We start from the raw sequence: 21581 nt of genomic DNA on the forward strand, positions 1-21581 counted from the left end.
TGGTGGCGATAGCGAAGAGGTCACACCCGTTCCCATACCGAACACGGAAGTTAAGCTCTTTAGCGCCAATGGTAGTTGGGACTTTGTCCCTGTGAGAGTAGGACGTTGCCAGGCACCTGAAAAAGGATTAGCTATTTTAGCTAGTCCTTTTTTTATTATTCACAGAGTATAAGCTATCTACATAAAATGGGGTAAATGAACTGCATAAAGAAGTTACATCTTGTCGATACTTAATTAGTGGAGGTGGAGAGTAATGGAAAAACAAATTAAGACATGTTCCGTTTGTCATGAACAGCATACACAGGGTATTGAGGTGTTTTCCAGCTTTATATGCCAACACTGCGAGGTAGAGATTGTAGAGGTGGATTCATCTCATTTTCGTTATCAATTGTTAGTAGATCAATTAAAGAGAATATCAGGAGCGTTTTCTTACTAAAAGCCCTTTTTTATAAGGGCTTCTTTATATGGCTCAAAAAAATCAACTAAGTTTGTTATAATGAAAGAAAAATGAATTTTGATAGGAAAAATACTTACATATTCTTTTATCAAGTTAACAATGTTATATTTACAAAAAGTAAGGAATGGATGTATGGATACATATTTACCTTTATATAACCGTTTAGTAAGGCACAGCGAAAAAAGGTCACTCTCTTATCACGTGCCCGGCCACAAAAATGGTCAAATTCTACCTTCACATATTCAGTCTTCTTACGCAGACTTTTTGCAATACGATCTAACAGAAATTAGCGGATTAGATGATTTACATGAAGCAGAATCTGTTATTAAAGAAGCACAAGAGTTAACGGCAAAGTTGTATGGAGTAGATGAAAGCTTTTTTTTAGTTAATGGTTCTACTGTAGGCAATCTCGCCGCAATTTTATCTCTTTGTCAAGAAGGAGATAAAATTGCTGTTCAAAGAGATTCTCATAAATCTATTTTTAATGCTATTGCTTTATCAAAGGCATCGCCTATTTTTTTAGCTCCTGAAATAGATTCAAAAACACATCTTAGTACAGGTGTATCCATTAAAACAATTAAAGCAGCTTTAGAGGGTTCTCAGGATATAAAAGCATTTGTATTAACAAATCCTACTTACTACGGGGTAGCGCGAGATTTAAAGAAGATCATTGATTTTATTCATGGCTACAATATTCCTATAATTATTGATGAAGCTCATGGAGCCCACTTTATTTTAGGTAATCCTTTTCCGTCGTCAGCTGTTACGTATGGAGCGGATCTTGTTGTTCAGTCAGCACATAAAACGCTGCCAGCTATGACTATGGGTTCTTATTTACATATGCAGGGGACGTTGATAAATAAGCAAAGCGTTCGGCATTACCTACAAGTACTGCAGTCAAGCAGTCCCTCATACCCTATTATGGCTTCTCTCGATTTAGCAAGGTATTATCTGCAGCAGTTTACTCAGCATGATATTGATAGAATGACTGACAATATTCATTCGTTTGTTGAAAAGATTAATGAGATTGATACACTTTCAACTATTGATGTGGAAACAGATCAAACTGTTACCGACCTTTTGAAAATGACGTTGACTTGTTCGGCTGCAACAGGATATCATTTGCAAAAGGAACTGGAAAAGCAAGATATTTATACAGAACTAGCTGATGTTAACTATGTATTGTTTGTGCTACCTTTAAGCAGCAGTTGGGATTTTAATGATACAATTAAGCGGGTTAGACAAGCAGTAGAGAATATACAGCGTAAGTCATATGAAAAACCACTAATCAAACCATTTCGTTTTTCAAGAGCAACGGTTCTCCTGCCTGTGGAAGAAAGAAAACTAAGATCAAAGCATATGTGTTCGTTTGAAGAAGCGATTGGGCGTGTAAGCGCACAATCTGTTATTCCATATCCTCCTGGAATTCCTATTTTAATGGAGGGAGAAACGATTACGAGCAATCATATTGACTATATTTTGCATATTCAAAGGTTAAATGGTCATATTCAGGGCGGCTCTTGTATGGAAGAAGGAAAGATAGAAGTATTTAAATAGAGAAAGGAATTTATACATGTCAGGAACGTTTATTACATTCGAAGGGCCAGAAGGTGCTGGTAAGACGACGATCATCCATATGGTTCAACAAAAATTAATACAAGAGGGCTATACCATTGTATTAACAAGAGAGCCTGGAGGCATACGAATTGCTGAACAAATTCGTGAAATCATCTTAAATCCATCTAATACGGAAATGGATGCCAGAACCGAAGCACTTCTTTATGCTGCGGCTAGAAGACAACATCTTGTAGAAAAAGTGATTCCTGAGCTAAATAAAGGGAATATAGTATTATGCGACCGTTTTATTGATAGCTCACTTGCTTATCAAGGAAATGCGCGGGGTATAGGCGTAGAAGATATTTTTGCTATCAATCAATTTGCTATTGAGCAAACGATGCCACAGGCCACTTTATATTTTGATATTGAGCCTGAGGTAGGGTTAGAAAGAATTAATAAAGGTCGAAAAGATGAGATTAATCGATTAGATTTAGAATCCTTAGACTTTCATTACAAAGTACGAGATGGATATTTATCTCTTTTGAGTGAATTTCCAGAGCGTATTCGACGAATTGATGCAAATCAATCCGTTGAAAAAGTCTGTGAAGAAGCTTATAAACAAATAAAATTGATTTTAAAATAAATACAGATGATCGTTATTCTTGCTATACTATTCTTAACAAAAAAGTAAAATGAGGTGTTATTCATGAAATTAGTAATGGCCGTTATTCAAGATTCAGATAGCTCAAAGCTTTTAAATGCACTTGTAGAAAGAGGGTTTCGTTCAACCAAATTATCAAGTACGGGCGGATTTTTAAAATCAGGGAATACAACAATTATGATTGGTACAGATGATCATAAAGTAGATGAAGCACTTGATATTATTAAGGGCCAATGTGAAAACCGCAGACAGATGATTTCTCCTGTGGCACCGATGGGTGGTAATGCAGATTCATACATTCCGTATCCTGTTGAAGTTGAAGTGGGCGGAGCTACAGTATTCGTACTACCAGTAGATCAATTTCATCAATTTTAAGAGAGAAGATTTTAAATAGAAAGTGATGATTGAATGAGAAATACATGGGAACAGCTTGAAGCTCTTCAGCCGAACGTATTAAAGATTTTACAAAACAGCTTACTTAAAGAGCGAGTTGCTCATGCTTATTTATTTGAAGGAAGCAAAGGAACAGGTAAAAAACAAATTAGTTTTTTGTTTGCTAAAGCGCTGTTTTGCCAAAATCCAGTTAATCATAGGCCATGCCATGAGTGCAGTAACTGCCGGCGAATTGATTCAGGTAATCATCCAGATATTCACTTGATTGAGCCAGCTGGTTTATCGATTAAAAAAGAGCAAATTCAATTTTTGCAATCAGAATTCACAAAAACCGGTGTTGAATCTAATAAAAAGTTATATATTGTGAATCATGTTGATAAAATGACAGTAAGCGCAGCAAATAGTTTACTGAAATTTTTAGAAGAGCCTGGCAACGGAACTTATGCAGTTTTATTAACAGAAAATATACAGCGCTTATTAGATACGATTATCTCACGTTGCCAAGTAATATCATTTCGATCTCTTACACCAGAACAGTTAGCTGAAAAACTAGTAGAAAATGGCCTTTCCGCAGTAGATGCGTCCATCTTGTCTAATTTAACAAACAGCATTGATGAAGCAATTGAATTAAGTAAAGATGAATGGTTTGGACTTGCAATAAAGTTAGTGATACAATTATATGAAGTGTTAACAACGAGACCTCAACAAGCTCTTCTTTTTATTCATGAAAAGTGGGTAACACATTTTAAAGAAAAAGAACAAGCACATATTGGTTTAACTTTATTGATGCTTCTTTATCGTGATTTGTTGACGCTGCAAGTTGGACAAGAGTCTAAAATCGTCTATCGTCATAAAATAGAAGAATTAAAACAGCAAGCTCTTCAGACAACGCAGGAAAAAGCGATTTATCGCTTAGAGGTTATCTTGAAGGCCAAAAATAAATTAAATTCAAATATGAATCTACAGTTATTAATGGAACAGCTGGTGTTGGATTTGCAGGAGGGATAAAAGCTTGTATGATGTAGTAGGCGTTCGCTTTAAAAAAGCGGGAAAAATATATTATTTTGACCCTGGAGAACTTACAATTCCAGATGGTGAGTTTGTTATTGTAGAAACAGTTCGTGGTGTTGAATTTGGCAGAGTGGTTATTAATAAAAAGCAAGTAAGTGAAAACGATGTCGTACTTCCTTTGAAAAAAGTAATCCGCATTGCCGAACAAAAAGACAGGCTGATTGTGGATGAAAATAAACAAGCTGCTAGAGAAGCGTATGACGTATGCGTGCAAAAAATTCAATCACACGATTTAGATATGAAGTTAGTAGATGTAGAATATACGTTTGATCGTAATAAAGTCATTTTTTATTTTACAGCAGACGGCCGTATTGATTTTAGAGAGTTAGTTAAAGATTTAGCTGCTATTTTCCGTACGCGAATTGAGCTTCGTCAAATCGGTGTACGAGACGAGGCAAAACTGTTGGGCGGGATAGGTCCTTGTGGCCGTATGCTATGTTGCTCAACGTTTTTAGGCGATTTTGAGCCGGTTTCTATTAAGATGGCCAAAGACCAAAACCTATCGCTTAATCCAACGAAAATTTCTGGTTTATGCGGACGTTTGATGTGTTGTTTAAAATATGAAAATGATGAGTATGAAACGGCAAAAGAACAGCTTCCTGATATAGGCTCAACAATTAAAACTTCAGATGGTTCAGGACGTGTAGTGGGTTTGAATATTTTGGAAAGAATTATTCAAGTGGAACTGTCAGATCACGAACAAATTTTAGAGTATACTCTGGATGAGATCAATAATGAAGGTGCTGTTTCGTTTCAAGCCACAGATTAACGAGGTGGGCAAAGGTGGATAAAAAAGAGATTTTTGATTCGGTGACAAACATGGAGGAACAAATTGGTCATTTATATAAGCAGTTAGGTGAGTTGAAAGAGCATCTTGCTGAGCTAATTGAAGAAAATCATCACCTGCAAATAGAAAATGATCATTTGCGCCGTCGCCTTGACCAGACAAACTTCGAAACGAAGCTGAAAAATAGACATTCAAAAGCAAGCGCTCAAACAAAAGAGCAAAAACAAATTGATATCGGAGAAGGATATGACAATTTGGCTCGCCTTTACCAAGAGGGTTTTCATATTTGTAACATTCATTATGGAAGTGTGCGTAAAGATGGAGACTGTTTGTTTTGCTTGTCATTTTTAAATAAAAAGTAACAACACCTCTCCCTTTTGGAGAGGTTCTTTTTATGAGTAAAAGATGTAAATAATAGATGTACAAGGAGAAGAACGACTATGGTTGAGTTATATGGAGATGAACGTTTAGATTATCTATTAGCCGATGAGGAGATGCGCATTATTCAAAGTCCGTCTGTCTTTTCCTTTTCATTGGATGCTGTGCTTTTATCTCACTTTGCTTATGTCCCAATTCGTAAAGGTAACTTGGTTGATTTATGTTCAGGAAACGGTGTAATCCCACTGTTTTTATCTAAACGAACAAAGGGAAAAATTATTGGTGTAGAAATTCAAGAGCGGCTACATAGTATGGCGCAAAGAAGTATTGCGTATAATCAGCTCGATGGGCAGATTAAAATGATACATGGTGATTTAAAAAATGCGCCTCAAGAACTGGGTTATGGAAAATATGATGTTGTAACATGTAATCCTCCTTATTTCACCACATCCAATAAAGAAGAGATAAATGAAAACGAACACTTTGCAATCGCTCGCCACGAAATTCATTGTTCGTTGGAAGATGTGATTAGAGCCAGCAGTCAACTAGTGAAGCAAGGCGGAAAAGTGGCATTAGTTCACCGTCCAGGAAGACTGTTAGATATCGTTACGTTAATGAGGCAGTACCGTTTAGAGCCAAAGAGACTTCAGTTTGTCTATCCTAAAGATGGGAAAGAAGCAAATACACTTTTAATTGAAGGTACGAAGGATGGAAGTCCAGATTTAAAGATTCTTCCTCCGCTGGTGGTCTACCAAGATAATGATGAATACACGGACGAATTAAAAAGGATTTTATATGGAACAAAATAATCATTATTTTTACGTAGTTGAATGTAAGGACTGTACGTATTATGCTGGTTACACGAATAATTTGCAAAAACGTATTTCTGTCCATAATGAAGGAAAAGGGGCAAAATATACGAGAGCAAGAAGGCCTGTTTCATTAATTTGGCATGAGGTATTTACTTCTAAAACAGAAGCTATGCAAAAAGAATATTGGTTCAAACAGTTAAGCAGAGTGCAAAAACAGGCTTACATTCGAAGGGAGCAAGAAAAGCAGAATGAAATCACAAAAAAGTTATGATGTATCGAATGAACGAGGCGTTTTATATTTAGTTCCCACTCCTATTGGAAACTTAGAGGATATGACGTTTCGTGCGATTCGGATTTTAAAAGAAGTTGATTATATTGCCGCAGAAGATACGAGACAAACGAAAAAACTATGTAACCACTTTGAAATCGATACGCCTATTACAAGTTATCATGAACATAATAAACATACAAAAAGTGAACAGCTGTTAAGCGACTTAGACAGTGAAAAAAATATTGCTTTAGTAAGCGATGCGGGTATGCCTTGTATTTCAGATCCTGGTTATGAGTTAGTGGTAGCTGCCGTTAAAGAAGGATATACGGTTGTTCCGCTGCCGGGGCCCAACGCAGCATTAACAGCTTTAATTGCTTCTGGTTTACCTACGGGGCAGTTTTATTTTTATGGATTTTTAAACAGAAACAAAAAGCAACGTAAAGAACAGCTTCAAGAGCTTCAGTATATTAAGGAAAGCATGATATTTTATGAAGCCCCTCATCGACTAAAAGAAACGCTAAAGAGTATAGAAGAAATTTTAGGGAACCGATCTATTGTGTTATGTAGAGAGTTAACAAAACGCTATGAAGAATTTTTGAGAGGAAGCGTATTAGAAGCAATTGAATGGACAAATGCCACAGATATTAGAGGCGAATTCTGCTTAATTCTTGAAGGGACAAATGAAGAAGCACCAGATGAAAGTAATCTATGGTGGGAACAGCTCACCATTATCGAGCATGTTGATCACTATGTAGAAGAAGGGCTTTCAAACAAAGAAGCTATTAAGCAAGTGGCAAAAGACCGAGATGTGTCAAAGCGAGACATTTATAGTGAATATCACGTACATTAAAAAAAGCTGTCTATCATAGACAGCTTTTCGTTTTATTTAGAAGCTTGTAAAGAATCTTGAAGTTCTTTCATAATTTGTTCTGCACCTTCACGGCTTAGAATTAATTTGCCGCTAGCAAGTTGAATGTTATCATCAGATACTTCACCTGTTACTTGGCAAGTCATGTTTGGTTTGTATTTTTTTAAGATGATGCGCTCTTCATCTACATAGATTTCTAGAGCATCTTTCTCTGCAATTCCTAATGTACGACGTAATTCAATTGGAATTACTACGCGTCCTAATTCATCAACTTTACGAACAATACCTGTAGATTTCATGTTAATCGTTCTCCTCTCAGTAATCATTTTTCTATGTTATTACTTTCGTCATTATTCGACAATTTCAACGTACTTTCATAATACCAGCGTTTCCAAAACTAGTCAATCATTTTATATGTAAAAAAATGTAGCTGGTAAAAAAATTTTTTCTCGACTTGTTTACAAGCTAATTGTGACCGTCAGTCAAGGAATGACAAGGGGTTTCATTGGAAAAAAGATTAATTGTCTAAATAGCTTGATATTAACTATTTTGAAGATAGGGTAAATATAATTCGACATAAAACGACAAAATTAGAGCTATTTGTCGTTTTCATCAAAGTGACTTTTTGAATGAGGGTATATTTTATATAAAAATAGGGCGAAGCTGATACAATTAACAGGATTATTTTTTGGGAAAATAACGATTATTTAAAAATGAAGTGAATCCGTCATATTCCCTTGTATATAGGAAGAGAATGTTTTGAAATTATCATGTAAAATAGTATGATAGATAGTAGAATAAGAAGACAGGGTTTATATGATTACGTACATATAAATCAAAATGTTGAAATGGAATGTTGGAGGTTATGAACATGGCAGATGGAAATAATACATTTTATATTACTACGCCGATTTATTATCCGAGTGGTAAATTACATATAGGGCATGCATACACGACAGTAGCAGGAGATGCAATGGCTCGTTATAAACGTTTGAGAGGGTTTGACGTACGTTATTTAACAGGTACAGATGAACATGGTCAAAAAATTCAGCGAAAAGCAGAAGAGAAAAACGTGACACCTCAGCAATACGTAGATGATATTGTATCTGGAATCAAAGAACTGTGGGATAAGATGGATATTTCGTATGATGATTTTATCCGTACAACAGAATCCAGACATAAAGAAATCGTGGAAAAGATTTTCGCGCGCCTTTTAGAACAAGGTGATATTTATCTTGATGAGTATGAAGGTTGGTATTCAGTTCCCGATGAGACGTACTATACAGAGCATCAACTAGTAGATCCAATCGTTGAAAATGGAAAAGTTGTAGGCGGAAAAAGCCCGGATAGCGGACACCCTGTAGAGCTCGTTCGAGAAGAGTCCTATTTCTTTAAAATGGGGAAATACGTAGATCGTTTACTAGCTTTTTATGAAGAAAACCCTTCATTTATTCAACCAGAGTCCCGTAAAAACGAAATGATCAATAATTTTATTAAGCCTGGCCTTGAAGACTTAGCTGTTTCTCGTACGACGTTTGATTGGGGGGTAAAAGTTCCAGGTAACCCAAAACACGTTATTTACGTATGGATTGATGCGCTTTCTAACTATATCACCTCTCTTGGGTATGGTACAGAGAACTATGAAAACTATCGGAAATATTGGCCAGCCAATGTACATTTAGTAGGAAAAGAAATCGTACGTTTCCATACTATTTATTGGCCAATCATGTTGATGGCACTTGATTTGCCACTTCCTAAGAAAGTATTTGCTCACGGCTGGTTATTAATGAAAGATGGAAAGATGTCGAAGTCAAAAGGGAATGTAGTAGACCCAGTGACATTGATTGACCGCTATGGACTAGATGCCCTTCGTTACTACTTACTTCGTGAAGTTCCATTCGGTTCAGACGGTGTATTCACACCAGAAGCGTTTGTTGAACGTATTAACTTTGACTTAGCAAATGACCTTGGCAACCTAATTAATCGTACAGTGGCGATGATTAATAAGTATTTTGATGGTGTTATTCCGACTTATGAAGGCAATGTAACAGAGTTTGATGCACTTATCGTCCAAGCACAAAAAGATACAGTGAATAAATATGAAGAAGCGATGGAAGATATGGAGTTTTCAGTGGCTCTTGCTTCTATCTGGCAATATGTAAGCCGCACGAATAAATACATTGATGAAACGCAGCCTTGGGCGTTAGCAAAAGATGAGAATAAGCGTGCAGAACTTGCTTCTGTTATGACACATCTAGCTGAATCAATTCGTCACATTGCGGTATTGCTGCAGCCATTCTTAACACGTACACCTGAGAAAATTTTCGCTCAGATTGGTGTAAAAGAAGATGTATTAAAAACGTGGGAAAGCACGACGCGTTTTAATATGCTTAAAGAAGGCACAAAAGTAGAAAAAGGTGAGCCAATGTTCCCTCGTCTAGATCGAGAAGAAGAGGTAGCGTTTATTAAAGAGCAGATGCAAGGAAGTGCTCCAAAAGACGAAAAACCTGTTGTGAAGGAAGAGTCTTCTGAAGAGATTACAATTGATGATTTCATGAAAGTAGAGCTTCGTGTAGCGCAAGTTACGCAAGTAGAAACAGTTAAAAAGGCAGATAAACTATTAAAGCTTCAGCTTGATCTTGGCTATGAAAAACGCCAGGTTGTATCAGGGATTGCCAAGTTTTATAAGCCTGAAGAATTAGTAGGTCGAAAAGTAATTTGTGTAACCAACTTAAAACCTGTGAAACTGCGCGGTGAACTATCACAAGGAATGATTTTAGCGGGTGAAGATGAGAATGGTCTTTCCCTAGCAAGCGTAGATCAAAACTTAGCAAATGGCACGAAGATAAAATAAGTATAGGCAAAAGGGGCGTTTCACGTGTAACATGCGAGGACCCCCTTTTATTCATGGAAAGGATCGATTAGATGTTATTTGATACACATGTTCATTTAAACGCAGAACAGTATGAAGATGATTTGCAAGAAGTAATTAATCGTGCGTTAGAAAAAGGTGTTCAAAACATGGTAGTTGTGGGATTCGATGAACCTACCATCAAAAAGGCTATTCAAATAGCTGAAACGTATGACTTTATCTATGCTAGTGTAGGATGGCATCCAGTAGATGCAATTGATATGACGGATGAGCACTTAGCTTGGATTGAAGAGTTAGCTCAGCATCCGAAAGTTGTTGCTTTAGGGGAAATGGGATTAGACTACCATTGGGATAAATCACCTAAAGAGGTTCAAAAGGACGTATTTCGCCGTCAAATTCGCTTAGCTCGCAAAGTGAATTTACCTATCATTATTCATAATCGTGATGCAACGGAAGACGTGGTAACCATTTTAAAAGAAGAGCACGTAGAAGAAGTAGGCGGAATTATGCATTGCTTCACGGGCAGTATTGAAGTAGCGAAGCAGTGTATGGATATGAATATGTATATTTCTTTTGGTGGACCTGTTACTTTTAAAAATGCGAAAAAACCAAAAGAAGTTGCTACAGAGCTTCCTTTAGATAAACTATTAATTGAAACAGACTGTCCTTATTTAACTCCTCATCCATTCCGCGGCAAGCGCAATGAACCTGGTTATGTTTCATACGTAGCAGAGCAAATTGCAGAGTTAAAAGGGATAACGTATGAAGAATTGGCCGAGATTACAACAGCTAACGCCAAAAAGCTATTTGGCATTAATGATTAAAACTTTTTCTCATATAACAATCATTTTCGTGTTAAAGTAAAGGTAGGCGCAGAGGAGAATGTTATCCTCTGCCTTTTTCAGTTAAAATAACAGGTAAATGCTTTTTAATTTAGTTGATAATAAGATAAAACGTTGATTTCATAGCAGAAAAATGATGTGCGTAACGAGCATTTCATTTTTACTGAAAAGCAAATGAACAAAACTGAATGTTTTGGAGGAAGCAATGAAGATTAAAGAAATTATTGTAGTAGAAGGCCGAGATGACACTGTAGCGATTAAACGTGCAGTGGATGCGGATACCATCGAGACAAATGGATCAGCTGTAAATGAAGAAACCATTGAAAAAGTAAAATTAGCTCAAAAAACAAGAGGCGTGATTATTTTTACAGATCCAGATTATCCGGGACAGCGAATTCGAAATATTGTTTCAGAACGTGTTCCAGGATGTAAACATGCATTCTTAGATAAAGAAGAGGCTCGCCCTAAAAATGGCAAAGGCATTGGAGTTGAACATGCTTCTATTGCGTCTATTCAAAAAGCACTAAAAGATGTGAAGCAAGAGTGGATGGGGGCAGCTATGGAGATTTCTCAAGAGGATTTAATCGTAGCTCGTTTGATAGGAGATAGTAAAGCCAAATCTCGACGTGAAAGAATAGGAAAGTTATTAAAAATTGGCTATGCCAACGGAAAGCAGCTCCATAAACGCTTACAGATGTTCCAGATTTCAAAAGAGGACTTTATCAGAGCTGTTGAGCAGATAAATAAGGAGGAAAAGGGATCGTGTTAAAAGATATTGCAACGCCTAATCGAACCAAGGAAATTTTAAAGAAATACGGTTTTACATTTAAAAAGAGTTTGGGACAAAATTTTTTAATTGATACAAACATTTTACATCGTATTGTTGATCATGCGGAAATAACAGAAGAAACGGGAGCTATTGAAATTGGACCTGGTATCGGGGCCTTAACTGAACAGCTAGCAAAGCGCGCAAAAAAAGTACTGGCATTTGAAATCGATCAGCGTCTGCTTCCGATTTTAGCTGATACGCTTTCTCCTTACCCAAATGCAAAAGTTATTCATCAAGATGTGTTAAAAGCGGATTTAAAAGAGACGCTCGAACAAGAATTCGAAAACATAGAAGATTTAATGGTCGTTGCGAATTTACCGTATTACGTGACGACACCCATTTTGATGAAATTATTAGAAGAGCAAATTCCGGTACGTGGAATCGTCGTTATGCTTCAAAAAGAAGTTGCTGACCGTATAGCAGCTAAACCGGGAACAAAAGAGTACGGTTCACTTTCTATTGCGATTCAATACTATACAGAGGCTGAGACGGTTATGATTGTGCCTAAAACAGTGTTTAATCCGCAGCCTAATGTAGACTCAGCTGTTATTCGATTGTTAAGAAGACCGAAGCCAGCGGTAGAAGTACAAGATGAAGAATTCTTCTTTCAAGTTGTACGAGCAAGTTTCGGACAGCGTCGAAAAACAATTTTAAACAATCTAGTGAACAACTTACCAAATGGGAAGCAGAAAAAAGCGGACATTGAGCAAGCACTTTCAACTGCTGAAATTGATCCGAAACGAAGAGGCGAAACGTTATCTATTCAAGAATTTGGAAAGTTAAGTGATCAACTTTTAAAATCATTTCGCTAAATTATCACATTTTTATCATGAAGTCATAGGCTATGAAGAGAATTTATTTTTGAAGTAGCAAAGACGGAGTGAAGCATATGAACATCAAAATTGGTGATATAGTTACACGACCTTCTTATCAAAGAGATTTGCTTTTTCGTGTTATAGCTATTAATGACAGCGAAGCGGGGAAATATGCGACTTTAATAGGAGAAGACGTTCGGTTGATTGCCGACGCTCCTTGTACAGATCTAGAGGTTGTGGATGCTAAAGAACAGGATCAAAGAAAAAAACAAGAAGAAGAACTTTTAGAAAGATCCTTGGAGCTTATTCAACAGGATTATCGGCTCGTTCGAGAGAAAACTGAATATAGCATGACAAATGGATACAGCCATTCACATCGCTTATTTCAAATTCCAGGAAAGGTCCTGCACGTAGACGGAGACCCTAATTATTTACGTAAATGTTTGTTGGTTTACGAAAAAATTGGTGTTCCTGTTTATGGTGTTCATTGCGTTGAGTCAGAAATGCCGGAGAAGGTTGGAAAGCTAATTGAGGATGTAAGACCTGATATTCTAGTGCTGACAGGTCATGATGCCTATTCCAAAGGAAAAGGAAATAAAGATGATCTCCTTGCTTATAGACATTCCAAGCACTATATTCAAACAGTCCAAGAAGCAAGAAAAAGAGTTGGTAATTTAGATCAGCTGGTGATCTTTGCAGGTGCCTGTCAATCGCATTTTGAATTATTGATTCAAGCTGGAGCAAACTTTGCTAGTTCACCTTCACGTGTAAATATTCATGCTCTTGACCCTGTGTATGTAGTAGCAAAACTAAGTTTTACTCCTTTCACGGATCGTATTAATGTATGGGACGTCTTACGTAATACATTAACGGGTGCTAAAGGTTTAGGAGGAGTAGAAACAAAAGGGCTGCTTCGCACGGGCATGCCTTATGAAAGCGATGAGTAGAAATAAAAACAACTGGTTACAGCATGTACACGCATGATGTGCAACCAGTTGTTTTTTCGTATGAAGCCAAAGTATACGCTTAATTACACAAAATCATTTTCAATATTTGCTAAAGATATACATATTTCGTTGAAAAACGAGCATACTAACAGCGAAATGTAGATTCATGTTGAAAATTATTTATTGACACAATTAGAGATAGATTGTTATAATTTTATGTTTTTGACTATTTTTCTAACATGTGTTACACTATACATAGTGAGGTGGACCAATATGGCGAAAACTTTGTCTGATATTAAGCAAGCGCTGGATTTGCACCTAGGCCAACGATTAACTTTAAAAGCAAACGGTGGTCGTAGAAAAACAGTAGAACGTTCAGGTGTATTAACAGAAACGTACCCATCTGTTTTTATCGTTGAATTAGATCAAGAGGAAAACTCTTTGGAGCGCGTTTCGTATAGTTACGCAGATGTGTTAACGGAAACAGTGCAACTAAAATTTTTCTAAGAATGACATAGGCAATATAGCAAGTGGTGATGAGCAGTGGACATTGGTTTACTGCTTTTTTATTGGTCTTTTTTTCAAATTATATATGCAATATTTTTTATACATACTATACATATCGTCCTCGCGTTTCTTATGTAAAAGAGCGAGGAGATTCAGGTTGAAATTTCATTTTATACGTAAAGGAGCCATGTGCAATGTCAAGGCGTAGAGGGATTATGTCATCGAAGCTGAAAGAAGAACTGGCTAAAGAACTTGGTTTTTACGATACTGTACAAGCAGAAGGCTGGGGCGCTATTCGGGCAAAAGACGCAGGCAATATGGTGAAGCGAGCTGTAGAGCTTGCACAGCAGCAGCTAAAGCAATAGCATAGTGAAAATCAATGCTTATACGATTATTTAAAGTGAAATGAGGAAAACCGAAGTGTATAACCGCTTCGGTTTTTTTGTCCCAAAATGAAAGATAAAAAAGAGGATTAAACAAAGATGTTTAAATGAACAGCTATATCTTGTTCATTTTATGATAAAATAGCGTTAAACTCGATAAGATGAAGTAGGTGAAGTAAGTTGAAATTAATGGTGAAAGCACCGGCTAAAATAAATTTGTCACTTGATGTGTTACATAAACGTCCAGATGGTTACCATGAAGTTAAGATGATTATGACAACAATTGATTTAGCGGACAGAATTGAACTTTCTGACCGTGAAGATGGACGAATTGTTATTTATTCTCATAATCGCTTTGTTCCAGATGACCAGCGAAATCTCGCTTATCAGGCAGCGCAGATTTTGAAGCGACGTTATAACATTTCAAAAGGTGTAAATATATTAATTGATAAACATATTCCAGTAGCTGCTGGATTAGCTGGAGGCAGCAGTGACGCGGCTGCTACATTACGCGGTTTAAATACGTTATGGGAATTAGGGTTATCATTAGACACACTTGCAGAAATAGGGGCTGAGATTGGCTCTGACGTATCTTTTTGCGTGTACGGAGGGACAGCTCTTGCTACAGGGCGCGGAGAGATTGTAGAGCATATTGAGGCACCTCCAAGCTGCTGGGTGATTTTGGCTAAGCCTGAAATAGGTGTTTCTACAGCAGATGTATATCGAAACTTAAAAATTGAAGAGATGGATCATCCTAAAGTAGATGAGATGGTTCACGCCATACAATCAGGAAATTATGATGAAATGTGTAGCCTTGTCGGAAATGTATTGGAAGCAGTAACGCTGAAAATGCATCCGGAAGTAGCTCTCATTAAAGAACAAATAAAGCGTTTTGGCGCCGATGCTGTGCTCATGAGCGGCAGTGGGCCAACTGTATTCGGACTTGTACAGCATGATTCACGTATGCACCGCATTTATAATGGATTACGTGGCTTTTGTGATAAAGTTTATGCAGTTAGGCTACTAGGTGAACGAATAACGCTTGAATAAATCCGTATGTTAATGTTATATTTACATTACAATATTCGGATTTTCAGGAGGATGTTATGAAGTTTCGACGTAGTGGACGATTAATTGATATGACCAACTATTTCATTCAAAACCCTCAGCGCCTTATCCCTCTTACGTATTTTGCAGATAAATATGATTCCGCAAAATCATCTATTAGCGAAGATATGGCGATTATTAAACAAACTTTTGAACAGCAGGGTATCGGAACTTTGGTTACGCTACCAGGGGCTGCCGGCGGAGTTAAATTCATTCCAAAGATGACGAATGAAGAAGCCGGTCAGCTTGTTCAAGAATTATGTGGGTTGATTGAAAAACCTGAGCGTTTATTGCCAGGTGGATATTTATATTTAACTGATATTTTAGGGAACCCCCGCGTTGTGAATAAAATCGGTCGCTTGTATGCGTCGCTTTTTGCTAACCGCAAAATCGATGTGGTGATGACTGTAGCAACAAAAGGTATTCCTATTGCGTATGCGGTTGCTCAGTATTTAGATGTGCCCGTTGTTATTGTGCGCAGAGACAGTAAAGTAACTGAAGGATCTACCGTTAGTATTAACTACGTATCGGGTTCATCTAAGCGCATTCAAACGATGCTGTTAGCTAAAAGAAGTTTAGCGGTGGGGTCAAATGTACTCATCATTGATGATTTCATGAAAGCTGGCGGCACTGTAAATGGAATGGTTAGCTTGCTTGAAGAGTTCGATGCAACTGTTGCTGGTATTGGAGTTTTAGTAGAATCAGAAGATATTGAAGAACGTTTAGTGGATGAGTATGTGTCCCTTGTACAATTAACAGATGTAAATATCAAAGATAAACAAATTCGTGTACAAGAAGGCAATTACTTAAAATATATTTGATCAAGTAAGGGAGAGGAACATATGTTACAGGTTCAAACAAAAAATGCACCGCAAGCTATTGGTCCATATTCACAGGGAATTGTTGTGAATAACTTGTTTTACAGTTCAGGTCAAATTCCACTTCGTCCAGATGGTACGTTGGTCGAAGGAGATGTTCAAGTACAAGCTACTCAGGTATTTGAAAATCTAAAAGCAGTTCTTGAAGAAGCTGGAGCTTCTCTAAATACAGTTGTAAAGGCAACCGTATTCATTAAAGATATGAACGACTTCGCAGCGTTAAATGAAGTCTATGGCGACTACTTCGGGGACCATAAGCCGGCACGTTCATGTGTAGAAGTAGCGAGACTACCTAAAGATGTACTTGTTGAAATTGAAGTTATTGCGCTCGTTAAAGGGTAATCAAATTAACAAATTTCTAACAAAAAGCAAGTAACTTCCAATTGTTCACTTTTTTTGCGAAAATTTTCTAAAAATTTTTTCTGAATAGCAGGAAAACACAAAATTCTGTGGAATTAAGTATGTAAAGCTTCGCATAGAAAAAGGTGGTGAACAAGATGGAAGTAACTGACGTAAGATTACGCCGCGTGAACACTGAAGGACGTATGAGAGCGATTGCTTCAATCACATTAGATGGTGAATTTGTTGTTCATGATATTCGTGTGATTGATGGTAATAATGGCTTATTTGTAGCCATGCCAAGTAAACGTACACCGGATGGTGAGTTCCGTGATATTGCACATCCAATCAATTCAAATACTCGCGGAAAGATTCAAGATGCTGTTTTAGCAGAATATCATCGTTTAGGTGAGGTAGAAGTTGAATTCGAAGAAGCGGGTGCTTCGTAAACATATGATACATTAAGAGTCTACTGAAAAGTAGGCTCTTTTCTTTTTGATTACCACTTATATAATTTCACACCTTTGTAAAACTTTAGCATTACCAAAAAATAAAATTCATGACTTATAAATGATTCCTTGAAATGCTGTCATTTTTGATATAATATTCTTAATGGATAAAAAGGTAAAATTGGAGGCCTGTTATGTCAAAAAGATATGCAGTCATATTGGCAGCTGGTCAGGGTACACGTATGAAGTCATCTTTATATAAAGTGTTACACCCTGTGTGTGGCAAACCGATGGTGCAACACGTAATTGATCAGTTATCACGTTTAGATTTAACAAATTTAATTACAGTTGTAGGTCACGGTGCCGAAAAAGTGAAATCACATGTTGGAGATAAAAGCTTATTTGCTTTACAAGAAGAGCAGTTAGGAACAGCTCATGCAGTGATGCAAGCAGAATCTTTACTTGCACATGAAAAAGGTACGACAATTGTTGTATGTGGAGATACTCCGCTTATTACAGCTGAAACAATTGAATCTTTATTAAAGCATCATGAAGCAACAAATGCAATGGCAACTATTTTAACAGCTCATGCAGAAGATCCAACAGGATATGGACGCATCATTCGAAATGAACAAGGGTCTGTTGAAAAGATTGTGGAGCATAAAGATGCCACAGAACAAGAACGTCTTGTACAGGAAATTAATACTGGTACGTATTGTTTTGATAATGAGAAATTATTTGAGACACTTTCAAAAGTTTCAAATGATAATGTACAGGGAGAGTATTATTTACCTGATGTTATCGAAATTCTAAAAAATGAAGGTCAAATTATTTCTGCATATCAAACATCCGATTTTGCTGAAACATTGGGCGTTAATGATCGATTTGCTCTGTCTCAAGCAGAAGAAACAATGAAGAAGCGCATCAACAAGCAGCATATGTTAAATGGAGTGACGATTGTGGATCCTTCTAACACGTACATTTCAGCAGATGCTGTTATTGGCAGAGATACGGTTATTTATCCTGGTACGGTTATTCAAGGAACAGTTGTAATTGGAGAGAATTGTGAAGTAGGCCCTAACAGTGAAATTAAAGACTGCAAAATAGGTAATAATACTTCTATTCGCCATTCTGTTGCTCACGATAGTGAAATTGGTCACGAAGTCACAATTGGCCCATTTGCACATATTCGTCCTCAATCATTAATTGGAGATGAAGTGCGCGTAGGAAACTTTGTAGAAATTAAAAAAGCATCTTTTGGCAAAGGTAGCAAAGCTTCTCATTTAAGTTATATTGGAGACGCAGAGGTCGGAAAAGGTGTAAACTTAGGGTGCGGATCTATTACAGTTAACTACGATGGGAAAAATAAATTTTTAACAAAGATTGAAGATGGGGCATTCGTAGGATGTAACTCAAACTTAATTGCACCTGTAACAATTGGGGAAGGCGCCTATGTTGCAGCTGGTTCAACGGTAACGGATGATGTGCCAGGAAAAGCATTATCAATTGCTCGTGCGAAACAAGTAAATAAAGAAAACTATGCTGAAAAGCTTGATATTAATAAAAAATCCTGACGGAGGTTTCACAATAAAATGTCAAATGTATATGCTGATGAAAATTTAAAGTTATTTACGCTAAATTCAAACAAGGCTTTAGCTGAAGAGATCGCAAAAGTAATTGGTGTGGAATTAGGTAAATGTTCGGTTGATCGTTTCAGTGACGGTGAAATTCAAATTAACATTGAAGAAAGTATCCGTGGTTGTGATGTATTTATCATTCAATCAACAAGTGCTCCAGTTAACGAACACTTAATGGAATTATTAATTATGATTGATGCATTAAAACGTGCATCAGCTAAAACAATTAACATCGTTATGCCTTACTATGGCTATGCTCGTCAGGATCGTAAAGCTCGTGCACGTGAACCAATCACTGCAAAATTAGCAGCAAATATCATTGAAAAAGCGGGAGCTACTCGTATTATCACATTAGATTTACACGCTCCTCAAATTCAAGGTTTCTTCGATATTCCAATTGACCATTTAGTAGGTGTTCCAATTTTAGGTGAATACTTTAAGAGTAAAAACCTTGATGACGTTGTTGTTGTATCTCCGGACCACGGTGGCGTAACGCGTGCTCGCCGTTTAGCGGAACGTCTAAAAGCGCCGATCGCTATCATTGACAAACGTCGTCCTCGTCCAAACGTAGCAGAAGTTATGAACATCGTTGGACAAGTGGAAGGAAAAACAGCAATCTTGATTGATGACATGATTGATACAGCCGGTACAATTACAATTGGTGCAAGTGCATTAATTGAAGCAGGTGCAAAAGAAGTATATGCTTGTTGTACACACCCAGTGCTTTCAGGCCCTGCAATTGAGCGTATTCAAAACTCTACAATCAAAGAGCTAGCTGTAACAAACTCTATTGCTTTAACAGAAGATAAGAAAATTGGTAAAGTAACAGAACTTTCAGTAGCTCCGTTAATCGGTGAAGCGATTATTCGTGTTCATGAAGAGCAATCAGTTAGTACGTTATTTGATTGATAAACAGAACCTCTTTCCAAATGGAAAGAGGTTTTTTTGAAAAAAATTAAATGCGCTAATCCTTTGTTTTAAAGGGATCTGGACAGGATGAACAAAGATATATTAATGTTCAAACTGGGTTTCATGTTTAGCAACCTTCTAAAAAGGGTACATTTTAAGTAGAAAACATACTGGAAGGTGAATAAAATGAGTATTTCAATTCAAGCAAATAAAAGAACGGATTTCAAAAATTCTACAAATAGAAAGATTCGCGACGAAGGAAACTTCCCAGCGGTTGTTTACGGAAATAAAACAGAATCCACAGCTATTTACTTAAACAGTGCTGATTTTATTAAGACTATTCGTGAAGCAGGGCGCAATGGAGTGTTAACATTACAAGTGGATAAGCAAAAATATTCCGTAATGTTACATGATATTCAAACTGATCCATTAAAAAACGAAATTGTCCACGCGGATTTCCAAGTGGTCGACATGAAGAAAGAAATTGATACTGAAGTTTCTTTATCTCTAGTAGGAGAAGCAAAAGGAACAAAAGAAGGCGGCGTATTACAGCAGTCTCTATATGAAATTTCATTAAAAGGCTTGCCGCAAGATATTCCATCATCTATTGATGTAGATGTATCAGATTTAGGAATTAATGATACAATCACAGTAGCGGATATTAAAGTAGATAAAAAGCTAGAAATTACGCATGATGCAGAAGATACAGTTGCTTCTGTACTACCTCCTCAACAGGAAGAAGAGCCGGACAGCGGCGAAGTTCAGGATGCTGAAGGCAATGTTGAAGCAACAAAAGAAAAAGATAACGAAGAATAATATAAAAAGACGTAACCAAAAGGTTACGTCTTTTTGTGTGAATTGATTATAATAAAAGTGATACTATATAGTAATGTAAAACATTAAAGACATTTACCTATTATGTACAACTTACATAGAGTGGAAAGGAGTATCTATTTTGAAATTAATCGTTGGTTTAGGGAATCCTGGAAAAGAATATGACCGAACTCGTCATAACATAGGATTTATGGCAATTGATAAAATTGCTGAACAGTTTATGATTTCATTAGATAAAACAAAGTTTAACGGAATATATGGAACAGGTATAATAAAAGGAGAAAAAGTCATATTATTAAAGCCTCTAACATATATGAATTTATCAGGAGAAAGTATTCGCCCATTAATGGACTATTTTGATATAGACGTCGAAGACTTGCTTGTTATTTACGATGACTTAGATTTACCGTGCGGAAAAGTAAGATTGCGTACAAAAGGAAGTCCAGGCGGCCATAACGGAATAAAATCAATTATTCAGCATTTAAAAACCCAAGAATTTAACCGAATTCGTATTGGAATTGATCGTCCGCAAAACGGTATGAAAGTAGTTGATTACGTACTAGGGCGCTTTACAGCAGATGAAATGGTTCATATGGAAGAAGCGATGAAAACGTCTATACACGCGAGTGAAGATTTTTTAGGTAAACCGTTCTTAGAAGTAATGAATCGCTATAATTAAGTAGAATAAAATTTCTCTCAATCGTCCATACTAACACTAAAAGATTTGGGAGGATTTGTATGTCTATTCATTATTTCTGTAGACATTGTGGCGCAAAAGTCGGTATGATAGAAAAGACAGCTCACAATACGGAAGCACTCGGTTTTAATCACCTGACCGCAGATGAACGAAAAGACTTTATTCACTACCACAATAGTGGAGATATCGTGGTTAAAATTATTTGTGAAGACTGTCAAGAAGCGCTAGAACGAAATCCAGACTATCATCAGTACGAAACATTTATACAATAAAAAGCTTTG

The 21581-nt window shown here is 36.8% G+C and carries 27 protein-coding genes and 1 rRNA gene; 27 read left to right on the forward strand and 1 reads right to left on the reverse strand.

Features of this window, described 5'->3' with window-relative positions; translation table 11 throughout:
• The 11 genes from rrf to rsmI all read left to right on the forward strand — a co-directional run.
• Positions 1-114 (forward strand): 5S ribosomal RNA (gene rrf / locus LJC66_RS00105); the annotation flags it as partial.
• 139 nt (positions 115-253) lie between these two features.
• Positions 254-436, forward strand: a complete 183-nt coding sequence (locus LJC66_RS00110) for a sigma factor G inhibitor Gin (RefSeq protein WP_230931627.1) — start codon at positions 254-256, stop codon at positions 434-436.
• Positions 437-589: 153 nt separating this feature from the next.
• On the forward strand, positions 590-2014 hold the full coding sequence (locus tag LJC66_RS00115) for an aminotransferase class I/II-fold pyridoxal phosphate-dependent enzyme (protein WP_230931628.1): 1425 nt from the start codon (positions 590-592) through the stop codon (positions 2012-2014).
• Positions 2015-2030: 16 nt separating this feature from the next.
• The gene (gene tmk / locus LJC66_RS00120) at positions 2031-2657 is read left to right on the forward strand and encodes a dTMP kinase (RefSeq protein ID WP_043979046.1); all 627 of its coding nucleotides are present in this window, start codon (positions 2031-2033) and stop codon (positions 2655-2657) included.
• 63 nt (positions 2658-2720) lie between these two features.
• The gene (locus LJC66_RS00125) at positions 2721-3050 is read left to right on the forward strand and encodes a cyclic-di-AMP receptor (protein ID WP_063248177.1); all 330 of its coding nucleotides are present in this window, start codon (positions 2721-2723) and stop codon (positions 3048-3050) included.
• Between the two features lie 33 nt (positions 3051-3083).
• On the forward strand, positions 3084-4076 hold the full coding sequence (gene holB / locus LJC66_RS00130) for a DNA polymerase III subunit delta' (RefSeq protein WP_230931629.1): 993 nt from the start codon (positions 3084-3086) through the stop codon (positions 4074-4076).
• Positions 4077-4080: 4 nt separating this feature from the next.
• Positions 4081-4908 carry a PSP1 domain-containing protein gene (locus tag LJC66_RS00135; RefSeq protein WP_028410357.1) on the forward strand — a complete coding sequence of 276 codons (828 nt, stop codon included), beginning with the start codon at positions 4081-4083 and terminating at the stop codon, positions 4906-4908.
• Between the two features lie 14 nt (positions 4909-4922).
• The gene (gene yabA, locus LJC66_RS00140; RefSeq protein WP_013054848.1) at positions 4923-5288 is read left to right on the forward strand and encodes a DNA replication initiation control protein YabA; all 366 of its coding nucleotides are present in this window, start codon (positions 4923-4925) and stop codon (positions 5286-5288) included.
• Positions 5289-5366: 78 nt separating this feature from the next.
• Positions 5367-6113, forward strand: a complete 747-nt coding sequence (locus LJC66_RS00145) for a tRNA1(Val) (adenine(37)-N6)-methyltransferase (protein ID WP_013054849.1) — start codon at positions 5367-5369, stop codon at positions 6111-6113.
• The gene (locus LJC66_RS00150) at positions 6100-6387 is read left to right on the forward strand and encodes a GIY-YIG nuclease family protein (protein ID WP_013054850.1); all 288 of its coding nucleotides are present in this window, start codon (positions 6100-6102) and stop codon (positions 6385-6387) included. The genes LJC66_RS00145 and LJC66_RS00150 overlap by 14 nt, the downstream gene beginning before the upstream one ends.
• Positions 6365-7237, forward strand: a complete 873-nt coding sequence (gene rsmI / locus LJC66_RS00155) for a 16S rRNA (cytidine(1402)-2'-O)-methyltransferase (protein WP_016762698.1) — start codon at positions 6365-6367, stop codon at positions 7235-7237. Before LJC66_RS00150 ends, rsmI begins: the two co-directional genes overlap by 23 nt.
• A gap of 32 nt (positions 7238-7269) precedes the next feature.
• On the opposite strand, the gene LJC66_RS00160 is transcribed toward rsmI, so the two are convergent.
• Entirely contained in the window at positions 7270-7560 is a 291-nt protein-coding gene (locus tag LJC66_RS00160; RefSeq protein ID WP_170836841.1) for a transition state genes transcriptional regulator AbrB, read from the reverse strand.
• A 566-nt stretch (positions 7561-8126) separates the two neighbouring features.
• Here LJC66_RS00160 and metG point away from each other — a divergent pair.
• The 16 genes from metG to fin all read left to right on the forward strand — a co-directional run bounded on the left by metG (position 8127) and on the right by fin (position 21572).
• Positions 8127-10109 carry a methionine--tRNA ligase gene (metG, locus tag LJC66_RS00165; protein WP_230931630.1) on the forward strand — a complete coding sequence of 661 codons (1983 nt, stop codon included), beginning with the start codon at positions 8127-8129 and terminating at the stop codon, positions 10107-10109.
• A gap of 71 nt (positions 10110-10180) precedes the next feature.
• Positions 10181-10951 (forward strand): TatD family hydrolase, encoded by a 771-nt coding sequence (locus tag LJC66_RS00170; protein WP_050691219.1) that lies wholly within the window; start codon positions 10181-10183, stop codon positions 10949-10951.
• Between the two features lie 223 nt (positions 10952-11174).
• Positions 11175-11738 carry a ribonuclease M5 gene (gene rnmV, locus LJC66_RS00175; protein WP_013081337.1) on the forward strand — a complete coding sequence of 188 codons (564 nt, stop codon included), beginning with the start codon at positions 11175-11177 and terminating at the stop codon, positions 11736-11738.
• Positions 11732-12610: a 16S rRNA (adenine(1518)-N(6)/adenine(1519)-N(6))-dimethyltransferase RsmA gene (rsmA, locus tag LJC66_RS00180; RefSeq protein WP_195695625.1), complete on the forward strand. Its 879-nt coding sequence runs from the start codon at positions 11732-11734 to the stop codon at positions 12608-12610. Before rnmV ends, rsmA begins: the two co-directional genes overlap by 7 nt.
• A 77-nt stretch (positions 12611-12687) precedes the next feature.
• Positions 12688-13560 (forward strand): sporulation peptidase YabG, encoded by an 873-nt coding sequence (yabG, locus tag LJC66_RS00185; RefSeq protein WP_025601509.1) that lies wholly within the window; start codon positions 12688-12690, stop codon positions 13558-13560.
• A gap of 273 nt (positions 13561-13833) precedes the next feature.
• A complete protein-coding gene (gene veg / locus LJC66_RS00190; RefSeq protein ID WP_013054859.1) occupies positions 13834-14067 on the forward strand; it encodes a biofilm formation stimulator Veg in 234 nt (77 codons plus the stop codon).
• Positions 14068-14261: 194 nt separating this feature from the next.
• Positions 14262-14432: a small, acid-soluble spore protein, alpha/beta type gene (locus LJC66_RS00195; protein WP_013054860.1), complete on the forward strand. Its 171-nt coding sequence runs from the start codon at positions 14262-14264 to the stop codon at positions 14430-14432.
• A gap of 198 nt (positions 14433-14630) precedes the next feature.
• Positions 14631-15500, forward strand: coding sequence for a 4-(cytidine 5'-diphospho)-2-C-methyl-D-erythritol kinase (gene ispE / locus LJC66_RS00200; RefSeq protein ID WP_025753156.1), 870 nt, complete (start codon positions 14631-14633; stop codon positions 15498-15500).
• 56 nt (positions 15501-15556) lie between these two features.
• Positions 15557-16378 (forward strand): pur operon repressor, encoded by an 822-nt coding sequence (purR, locus tag LJC66_RS00205; protein WP_013054862.1) that lies wholly within the window; start codon positions 15557-15559, stop codon positions 16376-16378.
• A 21-nt stretch (positions 16379-16399) separates the two neighbouring features.
• Positions 16400-16777 carry a RidA family protein gene (locus LJC66_RS00210; RefSeq protein ID WP_013054863.1) on the forward strand — a complete coding sequence of 126 codons (378 nt, stop codon included), beginning with the start codon at positions 16400-16402 and terminating at the stop codon, positions 16775-16777.
• A gap of 155 nt (positions 16778-16932) precedes the next feature.
• Positions 16933-17223: a septation regulator SpoVG gene (gene spoVG, locus LJC66_RS00215; protein WP_013054864.1), complete on the forward strand. Its 291-nt coding sequence runs from the start codon at positions 16933-16935 to the stop codon at positions 17221-17223.
• A 194-nt stretch (positions 17224-17417) separates the two neighbouring features.
• Entirely contained in the window at positions 17418-18797 is a 1380-nt protein-coding gene (gene glmU / locus LJC66_RS00220) for a bifunctional UDP-N-acetylglucosamine diphosphorylase/glucosamine-1-phosphate N-acetyltransferase GlmU (RefSeq protein WP_014462060.1), read from the forward strand.
• Positions 18798-18815: 18 nt separating this feature from the next.
• Positions 18816-19769, forward strand: coding sequence for a ribose-phosphate diphosphokinase (locus tag LJC66_RS00225; RefSeq protein ID WP_014462059.1), 954 nt, complete (start codon positions 18816-18818; stop codon positions 19767-19769).
• Between the two features lie 186 nt (positions 19770-19955).
• Positions 19956-20585: a 50S ribosomal protein L25/general stress protein Ctc gene (locus LJC66_RS00230; RefSeq protein WP_230931631.1), complete on the forward strand. Its 630-nt coding sequence runs from the start codon at positions 19956-19958 to the stop codon at positions 20583-20585.
• A 139-nt stretch (positions 20586-20724) separates the two neighbouring features.
• Complete coding sequence (pth, locus tag LJC66_RS00235) at positions 20725-21282, forward strand: aminoacyl-tRNA hydrolase (protein WP_025753163.1); 558 nt, start codon at positions 20725-20727, stop codon at positions 21280-21282.
• A gap of 59 nt (positions 21283-21341) precedes the next feature.
• Positions 21342-21572, forward strand: coding sequence for an anti-sigma-F factor Fin (gene fin, locus LJC66_RS00240; RefSeq protein ID WP_013054869.1), 231 nt, complete (start codon positions 21342-21344; stop codon positions 21570-21572).
• The last annotated feature ends 9 nt before the right edge of the window (positions 21573-21581 follow it).

Origin of the sequence: Priestia sp. TSO9 (assembly GCF_021029645.1) — a bacterium.
Taxonomy (GTDB): domain Bacteria; phylum Bacillota; class Bacilli; order Bacillales; family Bacillaceae_H; genus Priestia; species Priestia megaterium_E.